We start from the raw sequence: 21,229 nt of genomic DNA, 5'->3' as shown, positions 1-21,229 counted from the left end.
CAAGCGTGAAAGTTCTGATCCTCGGCAGCGGTGTCATCGGCGTCACCTCTGCCTATTATCTCGCGCGCGCCGGCCACGAGGTGACGGTCGTCGACCGTCAGCCGGAGCCGGCGCTGGAGACCTCGTTTGCCAATGCCGGCGAGGTGTCGCCCGGCTATTCATCGCCCTGGGCCGGCCCCGGCGTGCCGGTGAAGGCGGTCAAATGGCTGCTGATGAAGCACGGCCCGCTGGTGATCCGGCCGAAGCTCGATCCGGTGATGTGGGTCTGGCTGCTCAAGATGCTGCGCAACTGCACCAGCGCTCGCTACGCGATCAACAAGAGCCGGATGATCCCGATCGCGGAATACAGCCGCGACTGCTTGCGTGATCTCCGCCGCGACATCGGCATTCAATATGACGAGCGCTCGCAGGGCACGCTCCAGCTGTTCCGTTACCAGGCGCAGCTCGACGGCACCGCTGGCGACATCGCCGTGCTCAAGCAATATGGCGTTCCCTACGAGCTGCTGAGCCGCGAAGGCTGCATCGCGGTCGAGCCGGCGCTCGCCGGCGTCAAGGAGAAATTAGCCGGCGGACTTCGGCTCCCGGAGGACGAGACCGGCGACTGCCACATGTTCACGCAGGCCTTGGCCAAGCACGCCGAAGCGCTCGGCGTGCGCTTCATGTTCAACACCGGCATCGACAATATCGTTGCGGATGGCACCCGCGTGACCGGTGTCGCGACCAGCGCCGGCCTGTTGCAGGCCGACGCCTATGTTCTGGCGCTCGGAAGCTGGTCGTCGCGGCTGATTGCGCCGCTCGGCATTTCGCTGCCGGTCTATCCGGTCAAGGGCTATTCGATCACGGTGCCGATCAAGGACGCCTCCGGTGCGCCGGAATCCACCGTCATGGACGAAAGCTACAAGGTTGCGATCACCCGGCTCGGCAATCGCATCCGCGTCGGCGGCACCGCCGAAATCTCCGGCTTCTCGACCAAGCTCTACAATGCGCGGCGCGCCACGCTCGATCACTCGCTGACCGATCTGTTTCCGCGCGGCGGCGATCTCTCCAAGGCGACGTTCTGGAGCGGCCTTCGACCGATGACGCCGGACGGGCCGCCGGTGATCGGCCCGACAAAATACGCCAACCTCCACCTCAACACCGGCCATGGCACGCTCGGCTGGACCATGTCCTGCGGCTCCGGCCGCGTGCTCGCGGACATGCTGTCGGGCAAGAAGCCGGATGTCGATGTCAGCGCGCTGACGGTGGACCGGTATCAGCACCGGTTTGGGTGACACTCTGTCCCCTCGTCATTGCGAGCGAAGCGAAGCAATCCAGAATGCCTCCGCGGTGAGAGTCTGGATTGCTTCGCTTCGCTCGCAATGACGGCTGCGCTACGCCGACCCCGTCACGCAATTCACCCACAGCACCACGGCCTTCGCGTCGTTGGCCGGATTGGAAAACCGGTGCGGCCTCCGGCTTGCGAACCGAAAGCTGTCGCCGGTCTTCAGCGACCACGTCTCGCTGTCCACCCTCAGCATCATCTCGCCTTCGAGCACGAGGCCGGCTTCCTCGCCGTCATGGGTGTAGAGCTCGTCGCCGGTCGAGCCTCCCGGCTCCAGATGCACCAGGAAGAGATTGAGCCGGTTGTCGGCGCTGGCCGGGCTGAGCAATTGCTTGGAGACGCCGGTGCGCCAGAGTTTCAGCTCGGGCCGCTGCAATCCGCGCGTCACCACCTGATCGGATGCGGCGTCGCCGCTCGGGCTCGCGCCGAACAGCGCGGCGATCCCGACGCCGAGGACGTCTGCGAGCGTCGCCAGCACGCGCAGCGAGGGCGAGGACAGGCCGCGCTCGATCTGGCTGAGAAAGCCGATTGACAGCAAGGTGCGCTCTGCGACGGTTTCGAGAGAGAGCCGTCTGACGCGGCGGAGATCGCGAATGCGGCGGCCGACCGCGACGTCCATCGCGGGCTCGGCCGGCCTCGCGATCGCCTTCACCTGCTTCGCCGGCTTTGCGGCGGCCGGTTTGCGCATTCGTTTGCCACCGCTCACGTCAAACCGCTTCCTTCATGTGCATGAAAACCGCTTGCCTCCTGCGCCAAAGTGTGACCAAATTTTCATATTGGTGAAACTAGGCTGAAACGGCTTGGCCCGCAATGTCTGCGATGATGACATCTGCAAGCGCCGCAAGCGGCCGGACCCAAAGGGGGATGCGATGGCGTTGAAGCGTTTTGTCCAGGCCGCAGTCGCGGCGCTCGCGATGTCGGCCACCATGCCTGCCTCCGCGCAGCAGGTGCTGAAGGTCGGCTCGACGCCGACGGGCATTCCCTTCACCTTCCTCGACACCAAGACCAACACCATTCAAGGCATCATGGTCGATCTCGTCACCGAGATCGGCAAGGATGCCGGCTTCAACGTGCAGATCGAGCCGATGCAGTTCTCTGCGCTGATCCCGTCGCTGACCTCCAGCAAGATCGACATCATTGCGGCAGCGATGTTCATCACGGCGCCGCGCAAGGAGGTCGTCGATTTCTCCGACCCGATCTACACCTATGGCGAAGGCCTCGTGGTGCCGAAGGCCGACACCAAGGCCTATGCCACGCAGGACGATCTCAAGGGCGAGACCGTCGGCGCCCAGGTCGGCACCGCCTTCGTCGACGCGCTGAAGAAGTCCGGCCTGTTCGCCGAGGTCAAGGCCTACGACACCATCCCCGACATCCTGCGCGACGTGAACACCGGCCGGCTCAAGGCCGGCTACGCCGATTATCCGATCCTCGCCTACAATCTGAAGCAGGGCGGCTTCCCCGAGGTACGTTTGGTCGACGGCTACAAGCCCGTCACCGTCGGCTCGGTCGGGATCGGCGTGCGCAAGGGCGACAGCGCGTTGCTCGGCAAGATCAACGCCTCGCTTGCCAAGCTGAAGGCCGCCGGCACCATCGACAAGATCCTCGAGAAGTGGGGCCAGAAGGCGCAGGGTTGATCGTCGGGAGCCGCTCGATGAAGGCTGACTGATGAAAGGCTTTTGGCACGACGCCGTCGAGTTCTTCCCGATCCTGATGAGCGGCGTCGCGCTGACGATCATCGTCACGATCGGCTCGCTGCTGCTCTCGACGGTGCTGGGCCTGGTCTGGGCGATGATGCGGGTCTCCGGTATCAAGGTCCTGTCGATGCTCAGCGCCAGCCTGATCAACGTGATCCGCGGCATTCCGATCATCGTGCTGTTGTTCTATCTCTATTTCGTGATGCCGGATCTCGGCGTGACGCTGTCCGCCTTGCAGGCGGCGATCCTCGGGCTCGGCATCGCCTACTCGGCCTACCAGGCCGAGAACTTCCGCGCCGGCATCGAGGCCATCGACAAGGGGCAGATCGAGGCGGCGCAGTCGATCGGCATGGGCTGGTGGCTGACCATGCGCCGTGTTGTGCTGCCGCAGGCGGTGCGCATCGTGCTGCCGCCCTACGGCAACGTCATGATCATGATGCTGAAGGATTCCTCGCAAGCCTCCACCATCACGGTCGCCGAGCTCGCGCTTCAGGGCAAGCTGATCGCATCCTCGACCTTCAAGAACACCAACGTGTTCACGATGGTCGCGCTGATGTATCTGACCATGAGCATTCCGCTGATCCTGCTGGTCCGCCATTTCGAGGAGCGGGCGGGCAAGAAATGATCGAGCTCAGCGACGTCCACAAGAGCTTCGGCGAGAACGAGGTGCTCAAGGGCATCACGGCCTCCGTGCAGAAGGGCGAGGTGGTCTGCATCATCGGACCGTCTGGCTCAGGCAAGTCCACCATCCTGCGCTGCATCAACGGGCTCGAGACCTACGATCGCGGGGAGATCAGCCTAGAAGGCCTGAAGGTCGACCGCGATGCGCCGTCGATTGTCAAAATCCGCACGCAGGTCTCGATGGTGTTCCAGCGCTTCAACCTGTTTCCGCATCGCACGGTGCTGGAGAACGTGGTCGAAGGCCCGCTCTATGTGAAGAAGGAGCCGCGCGCTGCGGTGCTCGCGCGCGGCCGCGCGCTGCTCGCGCAAGTGGGGTTGGCGGAAAAGGCCGACGCCCATCCGCCGCAGCTCTCAGGGGGCCAGCAGCAGCGCGTCGCGATCGCGCGTGCGCTGGCGATGCAGCCCAAGGCGATCCTGTTCGACGAACCGACCTCGGCGCTGGATCCCGAGCTGGTCGGTGACGTCCTCGGCGTGATGCGCAAGCTCGCCGACGACGGCATGACCATGGTCGTGGTCACCCACGAGATGGGCTTTGCCCGCGACGTCGCCGACCGCGTGCTGTTCATCGACGGCGGCGTCATTGTCGAGCAGGGGCCGGCCAAGGCGCTGCTCAATCAACCCCAGCATCCGCGCACCCAGGACTTTTTGCGCCGGGTCCTGCATCCGCTCTGATCGGTCTGCCATGAACACGCGTCTGCCCTTGCCGCCCTCGCTCTATGCCGACACCGCCGTGGCACCCGTCGCCACGCCGCCGCTCGACACGGACAGCACCGTCTCGGTCGCCATCATCGGCGGCGGCTACACCGGTCTCTCCACCGCGTTGCATCTGGCCGAGCAGGGCGTTGAGGCGCTGGTGCTGGAGGCGCAGGAGCCGGGCTGGGGCGCATCCGGCAACAATGGCGGCCACACCAATCCCGGATTGAAGCACGATCCCGATCAGATCGAAGCCGATTTCGGCGCCGAGCTCGGCCGCCGCATGATCGCGTTTTCCTACGGCACGACGAATTTCACCCACGACCTGATCCGGCGCTATCAGATCCCGTGCGAAGCGCGGCAGAACGGTACGCTGCGTGCCGCCTATAACGAATCGAGCGCAGCCGCGATCGAGCAGACAGCGCAGCAATGCATCCGTCGCGGCATGCCGGTGACGTATCTGAACCGCGAGCAGTTGCGCGAGATGACCGGCACCGACCGCTACATCGGCGCCATGCTGGATACGCGCGGCGGCGATCTGCATCCGCTGAGCTACGCCCGTGGCCTTGCGCGCGCCGCGATCTCCGCAGGCGCGAAGGTTCATGGCGAGACGCCGGCGCTGTCGCTGCGCCGCGAGGGCACGCGCTGGCGCATCGAGACGCCGCGCGCGATCGTGCATGCGGACAAGGTGCTGCTCGCGACCAACGGGTTCACCGACGACCTCTGGCCGGCGCTCCGCCGCACCATCGTGCCGGTGTTTTCGTCGATTGCCGCGACCGCACCTCTCCCCGATGAGGTCGCCCGCTCGATCATGCCGACGCGCCCCGTCCTCTACGAGAGCGGGCACATCACGGTTTATTACCGCATCGATCAGAGCAACCGCCTGTTGATGGGCGGCCGCGGCCCGATGCGCTGGATCAACTCGCCGAGCGACGTCGCCTATCTCATGCGTTACGCTGAGCGGCTGTGGCCGCAGCTCAAGGGCGTCAGCTGGACCCATGGCTGGAACAGCCGCCTCGCCATCACCAAGGACCATTATCCGCACGTGCATGAGCCGGCGGAGAACATTCTGATCTCGCTCGGTTGCAATGGTCGCGGCGTCGCGCTCTCGACCGCAATGGGCGCGCAGCTCGCGCGCCGCCTGATCGGCGGTGCCAAGGCCGAGCTCGATATGCCCCTCACCGGCATCAAGCCGATCCCGATGCATGCGTTCTGGCCCGTGGGCGTGACCACGGCCGTGATCGCGGGTCGCGTACGCGACCGACTGGGGATCTAGCCCTCCGCCACCGCGTCGGCCCAGGGCTGGAAGATCTCGACCGCGCCTGAGTTGACGTCGCCATCGCGCATCACGACGCTCGGGCAGGCGAACTTCGCCGGGACCGCCTGCACCTGCGCCTCCTGATAGTCGAACCGCGCTGCGAGCGCTTTGCGGACCTCCGCGGGCAGGCGGGTGTCGCCGATCACGATCGCGCCCTCGCTGGCGTCGATGCGCGGCTGGTGAATTGCGGCATCGAGCTCCATGCCAAAATCCATTGCAAAGGACGCAAGCTGCATCACCGCCGGCAGGATGCGGCGGCCGCCGGAGGCGCCGACCGCGAGGCGCTTGCCATGTCTGGTTTCGGCGATGACGGGCGTGTAGTTGGTGAGGCAGCGCTTGCCGGGGGCGAGTGAGTTGGTGGTGCCTGGGGTCGGATCAAACCACATGATGCCGTTGTTCATGGCGATGCCGGTGTGCGGCGTCACATATTTCGAGCCGAATGACGAGAGCAGCGTCTGGGTCACCGCGGCGATGTTGCCGTGGCGGTCGACCACCGAGAAGTGCGTGGTGCAGGCGGGCGCCAGATAGTCGGCACCGAGCGAGCGCTTGCCGTCGGCATCGCCCATGTCGCCGAGCCGCTCGCGATAAGCCGATTGCAAAGCGAGCGCATACTCGGCGTAGGCGGCCGCGTTAGGCGTGCCTGCCGGCTTCAGATTCTGCTGCAGCAGGCGCAGCGCATGCGCCAATGTCGGTCCGGCCGTGAGTTCAGGCGTGGCAAGCACCTTGCCGCCGCGATAGGGAATCGCCAGCGGCTCGCGCAGATAGCTGCGGAATGCCGCCAGGTCCTCCACCGACAGCGCGCCGCCGTCGGCCTGGACGTCTGACGCGATGCTCCTGGCGAGATCGCCCTGGTAGAAGTCGCGCGGCCCGGCTTCGGCAAGGCGCGACAGTGTCGCCTTCAACCTATCCTGCGGCAGTCGCGTCTCTGACTTGATGGCCCATGCCGGGCTTGGCGGCAGGCCGTCCTTGAGGAACGCTGCCGCGCTCGCGGGATAGCGGCGAAGGTCGGCGGCCGCGCTCGCGATGGTCAGTGTGGTCCACCAATCGACCAGCAGGCCTTCGCCGGCGAGCGCGACTGACGGCGCGAGCAGATCCTTCCATGGCAGCCTGGCGTGGCGACGATGCGCCTCTTCCATGCCGGCCACGACGCCGGGCACGGCGATCGCGCCGGGGCCGTGGATGTTGCGGTCGTCCTTCACCCGCGACCAGGGAAACAGATCGGAAGCTGCCCCGTCGCCGCTGAGCGGATAGTCGGCAAGGCGCAGGCTCTGCGGCGCACACATGCCGTAGTCGATCACCTCGTAGCGGTTTTCCTTGGCGCGGTAGAGCACCATCGCGCCGCCGCCGCCGATGCCGCTGTTCCAGGGCTCCAGCACGTTCAGCGCAAAGGTGGTCGCGACGATTGCGTCGACGCAGTCGCCACCCGCCGCCAGCACCTGCGCTCCCACTTCGGCCGCCCGTCGCGACTGCGCCGCGACGATGCCGCCCCTGGACTTGATTGCGGGCTTGCGGATCGCTTGGGCGAGGCTGAACTGGTGAGGCATGATGTCGCCTGTGCGTTGTCTTGGCTTCGTTGCGCCGATGTTTGAAGCTCTGCAATTGGCTGCGCGCGAAGATGGCACATTGCCGTCAACGAGAACATCCACACCGAGGAGCGACATGGCAGGTGTGAAACAGGCGCGGGATGAAGCGCAAGGCGCAGTTTACGGTGCGGTGACCCAGGGCAAGCCGCGCCGCCGTCATGGCCGGGCTTGTCCCGGCCATCCACGTCTTTCGGGCAGATGCCAAAAACGTCGATGCCCGGGGCATACGCGAGCGGAAGCGACGCCGTCCTTCGGACGGCTAGGCCCGGGCATGAACAATGGAGAGAGCTTTTTCAGGAAAGAGCGGCGAAGCCGCAGACCTCAGAGCTCGCGGCTCAGGCGGCTGGCCTGATACTTGGCGTGCCATTTTGGGCCAGGCCCGCGCATGTAGTGAAGTTCCGGGCGATAGGGATTGGCCGCGATCCGCACCAGCTTCTGCCATTTGGTGGCAACGAAGCTCAGGGGCTGGCAGAGCAGGGTCAGTGAAGCGAGCAGCACGACATCACCTCAATGCGGCTTGCCGAGCATGGCGGTGAAGGGGAGTTCGAAGATCTCCTCGCCATCGTCGTCGCTGATATGGATCACCCAGTCGCGCCAATCCTCGGCGCCGGGCGTCCGAATCATCGATTGCATGATCTGGGCGGCGCGGTCGCGCGCCTCGGTCAGGTTGGCGACCGCAGTGCCATACCGATCGATCAGCGTGCCTTCGGCATTGGAGCAGTGGAAATACATCTGGACCATACACGCCTCCTGTCGAGAGCGATGAGGACGGCACACGAATACCATCTGAAGCCTTCGCGAAACATTCGGGTCGAGCCCGGTAAGGGAATCTACGGATATTGGTCGGGTCGAAGACCCCTGGGGGTTTGATCACAAGGGGGTGTTGATCAACTGGACGGCGCTTGGGCGGCATGGAACAACCCTGGACGGAAAATCCGGGAGGCTGCCGTGAACCACCTCACATTCTCGCGTGAACGCCGAAGCGCGCGTGCATGCATGGCCGCCCTGGTTGCCCTGCTCGGCCTCGCCTCGATGGCGTCATCGGAACCGGCGCGCAAGAGCGGCTACGCCATCGGAGCTGAGACCTGCGGCAGCGGCGATCTCGCTTTTCCCAAAATCCAGATCGACATGAAGGCGGGATTTTGCGCCGGCCTTGTCGCCAGCGAAGAGGACCATCTGAAATTTCCGCGCTCGATCATCCAGGTGCCCGGCCATGATCTCTTCGTGGTCGCAGACATGGGCGGTTGGGGCCATGCCGACGGGCGGTTGCTGCTGCTCGATCCGCATGCGTCCCCAGGCCAGCGGTTCAAGGAGCTGTTGACGGGTGTCGAATATCCGTTCGGGCTTGTGATCGGTCCGGACAGGAAGCTCTACGCCTCGACCGCCGAGACCATCTTCCGGTTCGACCCGCTCGCGGACAATCCGCGTGGCACGGTCGAGACCGTCATCCGCCACATGCCGGGCCGCCGCATTACGCTGCCCGATGGCACCAGGCTCGACGAGAGCGCGCATCCGCTCAAGCAATTCGCCTTCGACAAGACCGGCCGGCTGTTCGTCAATATCGGCGCCCACAGCGACGACTGCATCACGCCCGCGCCGATCACGCGGCCCTGTGCGGCGGCTGAAGGTGCCTCCGCGATGGCCGCGATCTGGCTGTTCACGCCGCCCGCCGGCGGTGTTTTCCCGGCGTTGAAACCTGGCGATACCGATCCGCCCCACGCCGTCTATGCGCGCGGCCTGCGCAACTCGATGGCGATGGCGCTGCACCCGAACTTTCCCGATGCCGGCTACGCCTTCCTGCAAGGTGAGAATGGCCGCGACCTGCCCGACATCTTCAAGCCGAACGAAGAGATCAACGCGATCGAGCAGGGCAGGCATTATGGTTGGCCCTATTGTTTCGACCTGTCGACGCCGAGCCCCGAGTTCAGAACCGTGCTGCAATCGGGGACCTACAAATCCCTTTGCACGGCCAACGCCATCTACAGGCAGCCGTTGTCGCTGCTGCCGCCGCACGGCGCGCCGCTCGCGATGCTCTATTATCACGGCGCCAAATTCCCGGAGCTCGAAGGCAAGCTCCTGGTCGGCCTGCACGGCTATCGCCCGACCGGAAGCAGGGTCCTCGCCTACGACGTCGACGATCACGGGTTTCCCAAGTCGAGCCCGGCGCCGGTGCGCTATCACATCAGTTGTGCGGCCGACCCGACCCGCAGCTTTCAGACCGACGCGGGCGAGGTCGCTGCCGCGCCGTTTGAGGAACTGATCGCGGGCTGGCACCGCGTCAACGGCGCGCGGCCGCAAGGCGCGCCGGTCGGCATGACGGTCGCGGAGGACGGCGCGATCTGGCTGGTCGAGGACAAGAACCAGACGGTGATCCGCATCGATCGCGCCGCTGGCGAACCGCCGCCGCCGCTGCCCTGCGACACGCGCAGCTTGGCGCTGATCGACCAGCTCGCCGCCTTCGTCGGCAAAGACGCGCAGAATCGGATCCGGCTCACCACGCTGCGCAAGAGCCTTGTCGAAAAGCACTGCGTCGGCTGCCACTCTGATTTCGGCCTGAAGGCCGGACAATCGGACGCGGACAAGGACTCAGCCGTACTGCGCTTCATGCTGTCGCAGGACGGCTGGATCTATCCGGGTGATCCCGACTCCGGCAAGCTGCGCACGCGGCTGCGCGGCATCGGCGCAGAGAAGCTGATGCCGCCGGGCGGCGAAAGCCTGCCGAAGACCGAACCCGGCTATGCGGGTCTGCTCACGAACGCGGACCTGCTCGTCGCGAAAATGGTTCCGGGAACGCGGATGCGCGTGAAGCTCGGGCTGCCGCAGCGCAAGTTTTTCAGCAAGGCGAACAAGGAATGCGGCGAAATACCGGCCGCCAAGGTCGTCGTCGTGACACAAAGCAACGCTGTAGACAAAGCCGGCTTCAGCCGATTTTTCCGGCCGGCCGATCCCTATCTGAATGGCGAATGCAGCGACGACGATGGCTATTACATCCGGCAGGAATTTCTGGTGCCTGTGCAGTAGTATTTTGCTGGTCATCGCGACGCCGCTGGCCGCAACCGAGACGAAGCTGTTCGAAAGCGTGCAGGTGACGCCCGCCAGCGAATACACCTTCGGCATCGAAGGGCCTGCCGCCGATCTCGATGGCAATCTTTTCGTCGTCAATTTCGGCAAGCCCGGCACCATCGGCAAATTGCCCGCGGGCGGCACGGCCTCCGAGCCGTTCACCGCACTTCCTGATGGCAGCGTCGGCAACGCCATCCGCTTCGATCGCAACGGCACGATGTTCATCGCGGACTACAAGAAGCACAACATCTTCGCGATCGCGAAAGGCGGCAGCGAACCGACGGTCTGGTTTCACTCCGACGAGATGAACCAGCCCAACGACATCACCATCGCCCGCGACGGCACGATCTATGCGAGCGATCCGAACTGGAAAGGCAGGGAAGGCCACATCTGGCGCGTCGCGAAGGGAGCCGACGGTGTTGTACAGGGGCAGATCATGGCCGCGCCGCGCACGATGGGCACCACCAACGGCATCGACCTCAGCCCCGACGGCAAGACGCTCTATGTCGGCGAGTCCGGCAGCGGACAGGTCTGGTCATACAGCATTGTCGGCAACGCGCTCGTCGACGCCAAGCTCGTGAAGACGTTTCAGCCGGACACCATCGACGGGCTGCGCACCGATGTCGCCGGCCGCCTCTACCTCGCACGCATTCTCAAGGGTACGATCACGCTGATGAAGCCCAACGGTGCGGTCGAGCGCGAGATCGTGCTGAAAGGCAAGGAGCCCACCAACCTCGCCTTCGGCGGCAGCGACGGCAAGACCGTCTTCGTCACGCAGCGCCAGGGCGGCTTCATCGAGTCCTTTCGCGCCGACCAGCAGGGTCGCGAGCACTGTCTCCAGCGCGGGCGCTGCTGAGCACCTTGCGGGCGGTCTGCTTTTGGCGCAGAGCGGTGCTGAGAAGACGGCATTCTTCTTGCTTGCATCCGGCGGCCGCAGGGATTTAGACATCTGTGGCCATCGTCAATGCGAGCACGGAGTGCGTGAGTGAAAGCCGTCCATACCGAACTGCACCGCAGCCACGATCCGCAATTCTTCCTGGTTCGCGGTGTCGTCAAGCGCACGACCGAGCAGCCCGAGCGGGCCGACCGCCTGCTGAAGGGTTTGAAGGACGGCAAGCATCAATTGGTCGAGCCGACGACGTTCGGGCAGGGCCCGCGCGCGCGCATTCACAGTCCGGAATATCTATCGTTCCTGAGCGAGGCCTGGGACGCCTGGACAGCACTGGGCGATTCCGGTCCGGAGATGATCGGCAACATCCATCCGGTCCGTCATGCCGCGACCTATCCCGCTCATATCGTCGGCAAGCTCGGCTGGCACACCGCCGACACTGCCGCGCCGATCGGGCCGGGCACCTGGGCCGCGGCCTGTGCCGCGACGGATGTCGCTGTCACCGCGGCGCAGATGGTGATGGACGGTGAAGACGCGACCTATGCGCTCTGCCGTCCGCCCGGTCATCACGCCTATCGCGATATGGCCGGCGGCTTCTGCTTCCTCAACAACAGCGCGATCGCGGCGGCGCATCTGCGGCTCAAGCATGAGCGCGTCGTGATCCTCGACGTTGACGTCCATCATGGCAACGGAACGCAGGGCATTTTCTACGCGCGGCCTGACGTCTACACGGTGTCGATCCATGCCGATCCCGTCGCGTATTATCCTTACGTGTGGGGCTATGCGCATGAACGCGGCGAAGGCCCGGGCTTGGGCGCCAATCTCAACATCCCGCTGGCGATCGGCACCGGCGATGACGGCTACATCCAGGCGATGGATGTGGCGCGCAAGGCGATCGAGTCCTTTGCGCCCGGCGCTCTCGTCATCGCGCTCGGCCTCGACGCCTCCGAACACGATCCGCTGAGGGGGCTCGCCGTCACCACGCCGGGCTTCCGCCGTATCGGCCAAGCCATCGCGAAGATGGGCCTGCCGACCGTGTTCGTGCAGGAAGGCGGCTATCTCTCGGATATTCTGGGCGCCAATCTGACCGCGGTGCTCGCCGGATTCGAACAGGCGCGGTGATTGTCGCTGGGTAGCCCGTCATTCTCCGTCATTGCGAGCGCAGCGAAGCAATCCAGAATCTTTCCGCGGAGGGAGCCTGGATTGCTTCGCTGCGCTCGCAATGACGATGTGGATGGAAGGTCGACTTCATCAACAAATCAAAACATCCCGCTCGCCGCGAGCGCCTCGCAGACGTGCTGCATCTCGGCCTCGTCCGCGACCATGTCGAGCATGATCGTGGTCAGGCCCTTCGCCGCAAAATCCCTTAGTTTCGCGCCGATCTCGGCGTAGCTGCCGACGAGATAGGGGCAGTCGGCCTGGAAGGTGAGGTACGGCAGCAGCCAGTAGCCATTGTCCTGAAGCTCGCCGCTTTGCCCGTCATATAGCTGCCGCTTCCAGACGGAATCGCTGTTCTCTACCGTCAGCGCGAGCAGCTCGCGATCGTCGGGGTTGTCGCGGAAACGCGTTTTCGCCGCCTGCCGCGCCTCGTCACCGCTCTCGCGGGCAAAGATTCCAAAATTCATTCCAGGCGCGTTGAGGCCGCGATCGAGATCGGGCGGCAGCATCTGCATCTTGATGCAGCCGGTCTCCTGCGCCGCGCGTTGCGCCGCTTCCGACTGGCCGGCGATGAGAAATTCCGGCATCAGCTCGGGCGGCAGGCGCGGCCGCAGCTGCAGATTGCTCGCGCGATAGAATTGGCCTTCGACATTCACCGGCCGCGGACTTGAGAGCAGCTGGCGCATCAGCGCGACGAACTCGCGGAGGCGGACGTAGCGGTCGGCGTGCGATTGCTCGTCGCCCAGCCCCTGCAAGTCGCTGACCGCGGTCCCCGTGATCATGTTCAGATAGACCTTGCGGCCGTAGAGCTGCGCGAAGGACGAGACGAATTTGGCTGCTGTGAACGGATGCATGTAGACCGGATTGACGGCGATCAGGGGCGAGCTTCGCGTCGTCTCCGCCATGATGTGCTGGGCCATGGCCCAGGGCTCGACGAACACGTCGTTGCCTTCGAACAGCAGAATGCCTTCAAAGCCGCTGCGGTCGGCGAACTGCGCCACTCGCATCAGTTCGCCGACATATGTCTTCGGATCGCGGTTGCGCGAGATCGCGGGAAAGACGCGCAGCCGTGGGGGTGTCATTCAGCGGCTTCCCGGAGCGGCCAGGCATTGCGGGTGATGGGAAGGCCGCCGGCCGCGCGCGAGCCGTCGGCGATCGCAAGGCGATGCGAGGGCGAGGGCGAGCTCAGCGAGAAACACCATGCTTGCGGATCATCGGTGATATCGGGCTTGAAGCTGATTGCGATCGCCTCCCGCGACACCTGCATCGCAAACGCGTCGAGCGGCAAATTGAGCCCAAAGCCCCTGGCCTTCAGATACGCTTCCTTCAACGTCCAATAGTCGAAGAAGCGCTCGATCGCAGCCGGCTCAGGCAGTCCGCGCAGCGTTTCGACCTCTTCCGGCGCGAAGAAACGAAGCGCGGTCGACAGCGGCGCGACCCGCCGCGACACCGTCTCGACATCGACGCCGACGGCCTCGTGCCTGGACACGACGCAGGCGACGCAGCCGTCGGCATGGGACAGGCTGAAATGCAGCGCGCCCGAGGTCCTGGGCGATGCGACAAAGGGCCGCCCGTAGTGGCCGGCCGCAAAGGACCAGTCGGCGGGCGCGACTTCAGGTGCCGCGTGCGAGAGCGCGAGGCGTAACATGGCGTGGGCGAAGATATATTGCCGCTGATGCCGCTCGAACACGAAGCGATCCGCGCGCATTCGTTCGTCGAGCGAGAGCAAACGCCGGCACGTATCGACCGCGACCGGCGTGTCGATGCCCTCGATCAGTCCGACAAACAGCTCAATTCCGTCGTCTGCCATTAATCGGGCCCATAGCGTCAGGCGGAGGCCAAATCCGGTCCTGAGGCAACAACCAACAGAAGCAAACCGGGTGGACCGCGTCTAGCGATCCACCCGGGCAAATTCTTGTCGATTGCCGACCGGTTTAAAGACCCAAGCTTATGCGAGGCCCCAACTCGACAGGCGAGCGGCCTTATCCGAAAAGTGAAGCCCGAAGATCGTGCGGCATCCCTGCCGACAAATCTTTACTTCTTCTTCTTGGCCTTCTTCGATCCGCCCAGCATCGAAAGGCTGCTATCGACGTCCTTCAGCGCGGACTGGAGCTTCTTCTTCTCGTCGCTGAGCAGTTTCCGCAACGACTTGCGGTCCTTGTCGCTCAGCGAGGTACCTTTGGTAAATTTGATGAAACCCATAACGACACTCCCCCGGTTGAAAATAATCCGTCCAAATCAAACGCGCAGGAATAATCTTGCGCGGCAAGCGCGAAATAATCAAGATGCAACTTGATCATTCACAGCTTTGGCGGGTGAACCCGCATTCTGTGCGGGACCAACGCCGGTCATGCCGCCCTCCGCTCGAGCAGGCGGCCGAGCGGCGTATTCGGCCGGGCGACCGCCGCCACCAGCAGCGCGACGAGATCCTCCATCCATGCGCCGATCGTGCTGCCGTCGAGCAGGTCGGTCTTGTAATTGCAAGAACCGCTGATGCCGGTCGGACGCTCCTTCAGCATCAGGGATAACCAGGTCTGGTCGACCGGCAGCACCGGCTGGCCCTCGCGCGCGACGTTTCCGGTCGATCGCACGGTGATATTGGGCAGCTGGAGCGGTTGGCGCAGCGGATTCTGCAGCGTGAGATAGACCTGGAGCAGCGAGGCCGGATCGATTCCCTCCTGCTCAAGGTGGTCGGCCAGGATGTTGAACGGTAGTTCCTGCCGCGCATGTGCGTCGAGCACGCTTTCGCGCACCCGTCCCAAGGCCTGCGCGAACGACAGCTCCGGCGTGATTTTGGTGCGGACGATCACCGTGTTCTCGAACGGGCCGACGATGCGCTCGGTGTCCGGCTGGGCGCGATTGGCCATGGCGGTGGCGACCGAAATGTCCGTGCGTCCCGTTCGCGCCATCAGCAAGGTTTTCAGGCCGGTCAGGAGACACATGAACGGCGTGCTGTTGTGCTGGCCGGCAAAGGCCGCGAGCCGGGCGATCAGCTCCGGCTCCAGGCTGACCGGATGATGACCGGTCGACGCGCTGGGACTAGGTTCGCCGTCAAACACCGGGCCGGCGCCGCGCAGAGCGTCCGTCCACTCGGCGGCCTGCCGCCGGGCCGCATCAGTGCCGCACCACCAGCGCTGCCAGCGCGCAACGTCGGAGAAGGCGGGCGGCAGTTCGGGCAATGGGACGGACGGATGCCCGACGAGCGCGGCATAACGGTTGGACAGCTCCTCGAATATCACGCCGATCGACCAACCATCGGCGATGGCATGGTGCAACGTCAGCAGCAGCACGTGATCCTCATCGTGAAGCCGCAGCAGCCGTGCCCGCAGCAGCGGCGCGCGCCCGATGTCGATCGGGATATAGGTCTCTCGTTGCATCAGGAGCTTGATCTTCCTGAGTTCGAGCGCCTTGCGCCGTTTGTTCCTGTGGGGATAGCCGTCGCCAACGGTCTCGACCGTCAGGACCGTGCCGACGGTGTCCGGTGCCATGATGCGGCTGACCGGCTCGTCGCCATTCCAGCCGAACGCCGTCCGCAATGATTCGTGGCGGCGCACGATGTCATCGATCGCCTGTGCCAGCTTGCGTACATCGATTGGGCCATCGAGCTGGAAGGCGAAGGGCAGGTTGAACAGCGGCAGATTCGGCAGGCTTTGCTCGATCCGAATGATCTGGTCCTGCGCGATCGAGAGCGTGGGAGACCCGCTTTCGGCCAGCCGCGCGACGCTTGCCTCGGGCTTCCGCGGCTTTGCCGCGATCGCTTCATCGACCCGGCGGGCGAGCTCCTCGACCGTCGGCGCCTCGAAAATGGTCTTGATCGGTAGCGACACCCCGAGCGCGCGGGCGACACGCGCCATCGTCCGGCCCGCCAGCAACGAATGGCCGCCGAGATCGAAGAAATTGTCGGTGATACCGAGGCTCTCGACCTTGAGCAGGTCTATCCAGATGTCGGACAGGACCTTTTCGGTAAAGCGGCGTGCGGGCACCGCGAGCTCCGGGCCGGCGGTCTCCTGTTGCGCCGGCGCGAGCAGTGCGGAGCGATCGAGCTTGCCGTGGGCATTGAGCGGAATCTGGTCCAGGAACAGGAACGCTGACGGGATCGCATGGCCCGGCAATCGGCTCTTGAGGAAGTCGCGCAACTCGCTGGCGTTGGCGTGGCTACCGGCCTTGGCAACGACATGGGCGATCAGCCTGACATCGCCATTGGTGTCGCGGCGCGGCTCGATGATGCCGGTGCGCAGGTCCGGATGATCGGCGAGCGTGGTCTCGATCTCCTTCAGCTCGACGCGGTAGCCGCGGATCTTGACCTGATGGTCGGCGCGGCCAAGACATTCGATCGTGCCGTCGGTGCGGCGGCGGGCGAGGTCACCGGTGCGATACAGCCGCGCGGCTGTCTCGCGCGCGAACGGATCGGGGATGAAGCGCTCCCGGCTCTGCGCGGGATCGTTGATATAGCCGCGGCCGACGCCGGCACCGCCGATGCAGAGCTCGCCGACCACCCCGGCCGGCTGCGGCTCCAGATTGGGATCGAGCACGTAAAGCTGGATATTGGGCAGCGCAGCGCCGACCGGGACATTGATCGTCGTCGCTGCCGGCGCTTTGGTCAGCCGATGCAGGGAGACGTCGTCGGAGCATTCCGAGGCGCCATAAGCGTTGATCAGCGGCACCGTCGGGCAGCGGGCGAACCAGGCGCGGCAGAGCTCGACGGGCAGCGGCTCGCCGGTCGAGATCAGGACGCGCAGTTTGGAGAAGGCGCGCTGGATTGGTGCCTCGTCCATGCGTTCGAGGATCACACGCAACAGCGATGGCACGATCTCGAGCACCGTGATGCCCTCGCGCTCGATCTCCCGCGCCAGCAGGATCGGATCCTGCACGACGGCATTGCCGCAGACATGGACGCGCGCGCCGGCCATGGGACCGGCGAGGAACTGCCACACCGAGATCACAAAACTCTGCGGCGCGGTCTGCGCGATCACGTCCCTGCTCGTGAGGCCCAGCTCGGAAATCAGCGACGCCAGATGGTTCGACAGCCCACGCTGCTCGATCATGACGCCTTTCGGCGCTCCGGAGGAGCCCGACGTGTAGACGAGATAGGCGAGGCTCGAGGCCGCCCTTGGCGCCGCGCGGGCCGGCTTGGTCGATCCGAGCGCGATTGTGTCCTCAAGTTCGGCCACAGCGATCCGCTCGACCAGCGGCTCAAGCAGCGCTTCGGCCATGGCGGATTGCTTACGCCCGGTCAGCAGCACGCGGGCGCAACTCGATCCGAGGATGGTCGTGAGCCGCGAGCGCGGCTGCTCGGGATCGAGGTTCAGGAAGGCGGCGCCTACGCGCTGCACCGCGATCATCGCAGCGAGCAGGTCGGGCCCCCGGTCCGCAAGCAGCGCGACCACCGTCTCGGCGCCGACGCCTTCACGGGCCAGCCAGCGTGCGATCGCCTGACTGCGGCGCGCCAGCTCGCGATAGCTCAGCGATACAAGTCCATCGGAGATCGCCGCCGCATCGGGCGTCTTCTTCACCTGGCGGGCGAAGCGTTCACAGACATTGCCGCGCGTCGTAAAATTGGCAGTCGCGCCTTGCGTCAGCAATTGCCGGCGTTCTGTGTCCGTCAGGAGCGGCACGCGCGAGATGCGCTGCTCGGGATTGGCGATGACAGATTTGAGCAGGGTCTTGAACTGGGCCGCCATGCCCCGGATCGTCGCCGCGTCGAACAAATCGGTGGCGTATTCGAAAAAGCCGGTGAAACGGCCTTCGGCCTCGACCAGCTCGAGCGTGATGTCGAAACGTGCCACCTTCGGATCGACTTCGAGCCGGCGCGTCGACAGGCCCGGGAAGCGCGCAGCCTCGATCGATGCGTTCTGGAGGATGAACATGATCCGGAACAGCGGATTGCCGTCCGTCCTTCGCGCGATCTGCAAGGCGCGCAGGACCTCTTCGATCGGCAGGTCCTGGTTGCGGTAGGCGTCCAATGTGACCTGGCGCACCCGCCGCAGCAGCTCGCCGAAGGTCGGATCGCCGCTGAAATCGTTGCGCAGGATCAGCGTATTGGCGAACAGCCCGATCAGGCGCTCGCTTTCGATCTGGTTGCGATTGGCAATCAGCGAACCGGTTGCCACATCATCATGCGCGGTGTGGCGGAACAGGAGGCCTTGGAACACCGCAAGCAGCGTCATGAAGGGCGTCACGCCCTGGTCCTGGCTCAACGCTCTCACATCGGCGGACAAGGCTTTCGAGAATTCGATATAGTGACGGCCGCCCTGGCCGCTCCAGATTTCAGGCCTTGGCCGGTCGGTTCGCAGCGGCAGCGTGGTGACGCCGTCGAGTTGCGTCCGCCAATAATCGAGTTGCTCTTTCGCCGCCGGCGTTTGTGCCCAGCTCTGCTGCCAGCGCGCAAAATCGCGATACTGGAAGGTGGATGAGGGCAGTGTGGCGGTGCCCCCCTTGCGCGCGGCAGCATATTCCGCGGCCAGCTCCTCCCAGAACAGCCGTTGCGACCAGCCGTCGGTGACGAGGTGGTGGACATTGACCACCAGCGCATGGCTGGATTTGTCGAACGACAGCAGGGTGACCTTCAACGGCGGCTCGTGCGCCAGATCAAACGGATATTGCGCGAGCTTCAGCGCCTCGCGCCTGACCACCGTGGCCTGCTTGTCCGCGGGGCAAAGCTTGAGCTTGATCCGCGCGAACTGCGGCGGCGATTGAAGTACCCGCTGCGCCGGTTCGCCGTGGCTTTCGATGAAGACCGAGCGCAGCGCCTCGTGGCGCTCGCAGATCGCAGCGAGGCCCGCCTCAAGGGCGGCGATGTCGATCTGGCCGTTGAGCAGTGCGACCTCGACCACATTATAATTGTAGTGCGTCGGATCGAGCCGCGAGAGCACATACATCCGCTGCTGCTGGAACGACAGCGGCGCATGTGCCGCGGTCGCCGCGATCTGGCCCCAGGCCGGCAGCTTCGCCCCGCGGTGGGTCCCGGCGGTCTCGATCCGGGCGGCGAGCGCGGCCACCGTGGCGCAATCGAAAATATCCTCGAACGAGAAGTCGACATTGAAACGTTCGCGCAGCCGCGAGCGCATCTGCGTTGCCGCGAGCGAGTCGGCGCCGAGCGCAAAAACGTCCTGATCGACTCTGACCTGGGGCAGCTCGAGCAGACTGGCCCAGATCTCCGCGAGCTGGATTTCCAGCGCGGTGCGCGGCAACTGCGTCTCGTCGCCCTTTGCGGTCGCGATCAGCTCGGCCAGCGCGTTACGCTTGACCTTGCCGCTGGCGCCCTTCGGCAGCGCCGCCACGTTGCGGATCAGGCTCGGCACCTTGTAGGCTGCAAGCCGCTTGCGTGCGAACTGGCGCAACTGATCCGAGGTTGGCTTCGACCCGGGCCGCAGCACCACCACGGCGGCGACGTTCTCCCCGAGCGTTGGGTGCGGAACGGCAAACACGCCCGCTTCCAGCACCGCCGGATGGCTCAACAGGACCTCTTCCACCTCCAGTGGCGAGACCTTCTGTCCGCCTCGGTTGATGACGTCCTTGATGCGGCCGACGATGAAGAGATAACCGTCGGCGTCGAGGTAGCCGAGATCCCCGGTCCGGAACCAGCCGTCGCGGAACGCGGCTTGCGTCGCCGCGTCGTCATTATAGTAGCCGCGGCTCATGTTTGGCCCGCGCAACATGATCTCGCCATGCTCGCCGCTTGCGCAGCTGCAGCCGATGGCGTCCATGATTGCGATCTCGGGGCCCGCGGCCCGGCCGACCGAACCGATCTTGCGCAGCTCGAACGGATTGGCGGCGATCTGCGAGGCCGCTTCCGTCATGCCGTAGGTTTCGAGTACGGGAACGCCGAACGTCGCCTGCAAGCCGTTGAGGATCGCAGGCGCAAGGGAAGCCGAGGCCGAGCGGATCACGCGCAGCGACGACGATCTTGCGCGGTCCGGGTCCGCTTCCGCCGCCGTCAGCAGCGCGCGATGAATGGTGGGCACGGCCGTGTACCAGGTCGGTTGCAGCGCTCGCATCCAGCCAAAGAAGGACAGTGCGTCAAAACCGTCGGTGCAGATCACGCTCGAACCTGCGGCCAGCGCCGTGATCAGGCCGGAGATCAGCCCATGCGCATGAAACAGCGGCAGGACATTGAGGAGACGATCGTGCGGCGTGAGCGACAGCACGCGGCCGGCGTTGGTAGCCGACAGGCACACGTTGCGATGCGTCAGCGGCACCATTTTCGGCCGCGCCGCCGTGCCTGAGGTCAGCAGGATGAACGCGTCGTCGTCGCCGCGCGCGACGCCGCTCGTACAGGCCGGACCGATCGTCGAACCGGTGAATTCGCAACCGCCGAGATCAGTCTCCGGCCCCGGCACGAAGTCGACCACCGCGAGATCCAGCGCCTTGGCGACGTCGCGGGCCGCCGAATTCATGCCGGCCCGGGTGACGAGCGCGGTCAGCTTCAATTCGCTGAAATAGCGTTGCAGCTCGTCCGCCGTCAGGTCGGGATTGACGGGGATGCAGGCGCAGGCCGAGGCGACCGCGATCAGCGCCAGCGCGGTATCCGCCCCGCGCGGCAGCGCGACCGCAAGCCGGTCGGCTGGCGCAATGCCGAGCCCGCGCAGCGTGTGGACCAGATGCCTGGTCCTGGCGCCGAGCTCGCCATAGGTGAGCGGCGGCCGTCCGGGGCCGAGGAGGGCGGGCGCCGCCGGTGTCCTCCGCGCGTAGAAGTCGAGAAAGCCGCCAAGATGCACAAAGACCTTGGTTTCGGCGCCCAAGCTGGCCCATTCCTCTCCCGCTTCGGATGCAACGCCTGACAATGCCATTCCCTTTTGATCTGGTTGGGCTATTCTTCCAAGAACTGAG

At 65.1% G+C, this 21,229-nt stretch carries 16 protein-coding genes; 8 read left to right on the top strand and 8 right to left on the bottom strand.

Features of this window, described 5'->3' with window-relative positions; genetic code table 11:
* Window positions 1-5 precede the first annotated feature (5 nt).
* Window positions 6-1,271 (top strand): D-amino acid dehydrogenase, encoded by a 1,266-nt coding sequence (locus AC0L2O_RS22500; protein ID WP_473371237.1) that lies wholly within the window; start codon window positions 6-8, stop codon window positions 1,269-1,271.
* Window positions 1,272-1,370: 99 nt separating this feature from the next.
* Here the strand turns inward: AC0L2O_RS22500 and AC0L2O_RS22495 are convergent, their stop codons facing one another.
* Window positions 1,371-2,009, bottom strand: a complete 639-nt coding sequence (locus AC0L2O_RS22495; RefSeq protein WP_369726125.1) for a helix-turn-helix domain-containing protein — start codon at window positions 2,007-2,009, stop codon at window positions 1,371-1,373.
* Window positions 2,010-2,190: 181 nt separating this feature from the next.
* Here AC0L2O_RS22495 and AC0L2O_RS22490 point away from each other — a divergent pair, with 181 nt between their 5' ends.
* Genes AC0L2O_RS22490 through AC0L2O_RS22475 form a run of 4 tightly spaced genes read left to right on the top strand, consistent with a single transcriptional unit; the run spans window position 2,191 to window position 5,665 of the window.
* Entirely contained in the window at window positions 2,191-2,955 is a 765-nt protein-coding gene (locus tag AC0L2O_RS22490; RefSeq protein ID WP_473371236.1) for an ABC transporter substrate-binding protein, read from the top strand.
* A 31-nt stretch (window positions 2,956-2,986) separates the two neighbouring features.
* Entirely contained in the window at window positions 2,987-3,640 is a 654-nt protein-coding gene (locus AC0L2O_RS22485; RefSeq protein WP_369726123.1) for an amino acid ABC transporter permease, read from the top strand.
* Entirely contained in the window at window positions 3,637-4,368 is a 732-nt protein-coding gene (locus AC0L2O_RS22480) for an amino acid ABC transporter ATP-binding protein (RefSeq protein WP_473371235.1), read from the top strand. Before AC0L2O_RS22485 ends, AC0L2O_RS22480 begins: the two co-directional genes overlap by 4 nt.
* 10 nt (window positions 4,369-4,378) lie before the next feature.
* Entirely contained in the window at window positions 4,379-5,665 is a 1,287-nt protein-coding gene (locus AC0L2O_RS22475) for an NAD(P)/FAD-dependent oxidoreductase (protein ID WP_473371234.1), read from the top strand.
* Here AC0L2O_RS22475 and AC0L2O_RS22470 read toward each other — a convergent pair.
* The 3 genes from AC0L2O_RS22470 to AC0L2O_RS22460 all read right to left on the bottom strand — a co-directional run bounded on the left by AC0L2O_RS22470 (window position 5,662) and on the right by AC0L2O_RS22460 (window position 8,031).
* Window positions 5,662-7,251: a gamma-glutamyltransferase family protein gene (locus AC0L2O_RS22470; protein WP_473371233.1), complete on the bottom strand. Its 1,590-nt coding sequence runs from the start codon at window positions 7,249-7,251 to the stop codon at window positions 5,662-5,664. The two genes, AC0L2O_RS22475 and AC0L2O_RS22470, sit on opposite strands and share 4 nt — an antisense overlap.
* A gap of 360 nt (window positions 7,252-7,611) precedes the next feature.
* Window positions 7,612-7,788 (bottom strand): hypothetical protein, encoded by a 177-nt coding sequence (locus AC0L2O_RS22465; protein WP_369726121.1) that lies wholly within the window; start codon window positions 7,786-7,788, stop codon window positions 7,612-7,614.
* A gap of 9 nt (window positions 7,789-7,797) precedes the next feature.
* Window positions 7,798-8,031, bottom strand: coding sequence for a DUF6894 family protein (locus tag AC0L2O_RS22460; RefSeq protein WP_369726120.1), 234 nt, complete (start codon window positions 8,029-8,031; stop codon window positions 7,798-7,800).
* Between the two features lie 207 nt (window positions 8,032-8,238).
* Here AC0L2O_RS22460 and AC0L2O_RS22455 point away from each other — a divergent pair, with 207 nt between their 5' ends.
* The 3 genes from AC0L2O_RS22455 (at window position 8,239) to AC0L2O_RS22445 (ending at window position 12,364) form a co-directional block, all read left to right on the top strand.
* Window positions 8,239-10,311, top strand: coding sequence for a PQQ-dependent sugar dehydrogenase (locus tag AC0L2O_RS22455; protein ID WP_473371232.1), 2,073 nt, complete (start codon window positions 8,239-8,241; stop codon window positions 10,309-10,311).
* Complete coding sequence (locus AC0L2O_RS22450; RefSeq protein WP_473371231.1) at window positions 10,268-11,209, top strand: SMP-30/gluconolactonase/LRE family protein; 942 nt, start codon at window positions 10,268-10,270, stop codon at window positions 11,207-11,209. The genes AC0L2O_RS22455 and AC0L2O_RS22450 overlap by 44 nt, the downstream gene beginning before the upstream one ends.
* 129 nt (window positions 11,210-11,338) lie before the next feature.
* Window positions 11,339-12,364, top strand: a complete 1,026-nt coding sequence (locus AC0L2O_RS22445; protein ID WP_473371230.1) for a histone deacetylase family protein — start codon at window positions 11,339-11,341, stop codon at window positions 12,362-12,364.
* A 137-nt stretch (window positions 12,365-12,501) separates the two neighbouring features.
* Here AC0L2O_RS22445 and AC0L2O_RS22440 read toward each other — a convergent pair whose 3' ends face one another.
* The 4 genes from AC0L2O_RS22440 to AC0L2O_RS22425 form a co-directional block, all read right to left on the bottom strand.
* The gene (locus AC0L2O_RS22440; RefSeq protein WP_473371229.1) at window positions 12,502-13,482 is read right to left on the bottom strand and encodes an LLM class flavin-dependent oxidoreductase; all 981 of its coding nucleotides are present in this window, start codon (window positions 13,480-13,482) and stop codon (window positions 12,502-12,504) included.
* Window positions 13,479-14,210 (bottom strand): 4'-phosphopantetheinyl transferase family protein, encoded by a 732-nt coding sequence (locus AC0L2O_RS22435; RefSeq protein ID WP_473371228.1) that lies wholly within the window; start codon window positions 14,208-14,210, stop codon window positions 13,479-13,481. The genes AC0L2O_RS22440 and AC0L2O_RS22435 overlap by 4 nt, the downstream gene beginning before the upstream one ends.
* Before the next feature lie 224 nt (window positions 14,211-14,434).
* Window positions 14,435-14,602 (bottom strand): hypothetical protein, encoded by a 168-nt coding sequence (locus AC0L2O_RS22430; RefSeq protein ID WP_369726114.1) that lies wholly within the window; start codon window positions 14,600-14,602, stop codon window positions 14,435-14,437.
* A gap of 146 nt (window positions 14,603-14,748) precedes the next feature.
* Window positions 14,749-21,189, bottom strand: coding sequence for an amino acid adenylation domain-containing protein (locus AC0L2O_RS22425; RefSeq protein ID WP_473371227.1), 6,441 nt, complete (start codon window positions 21,187-21,189; stop codon window positions 14,749-14,751).
* Window positions 21,190-21,229: the final 40 nt, after the last annotated feature.

Source organism: Bradyrhizobium sp. Kon10, assembly GCF_055807395.1.
The sequence above is the reverse complement of the archived record's forward strand: the minus strand, read 5'-3'. Positions and strand labels throughout refer to the sequence as shown.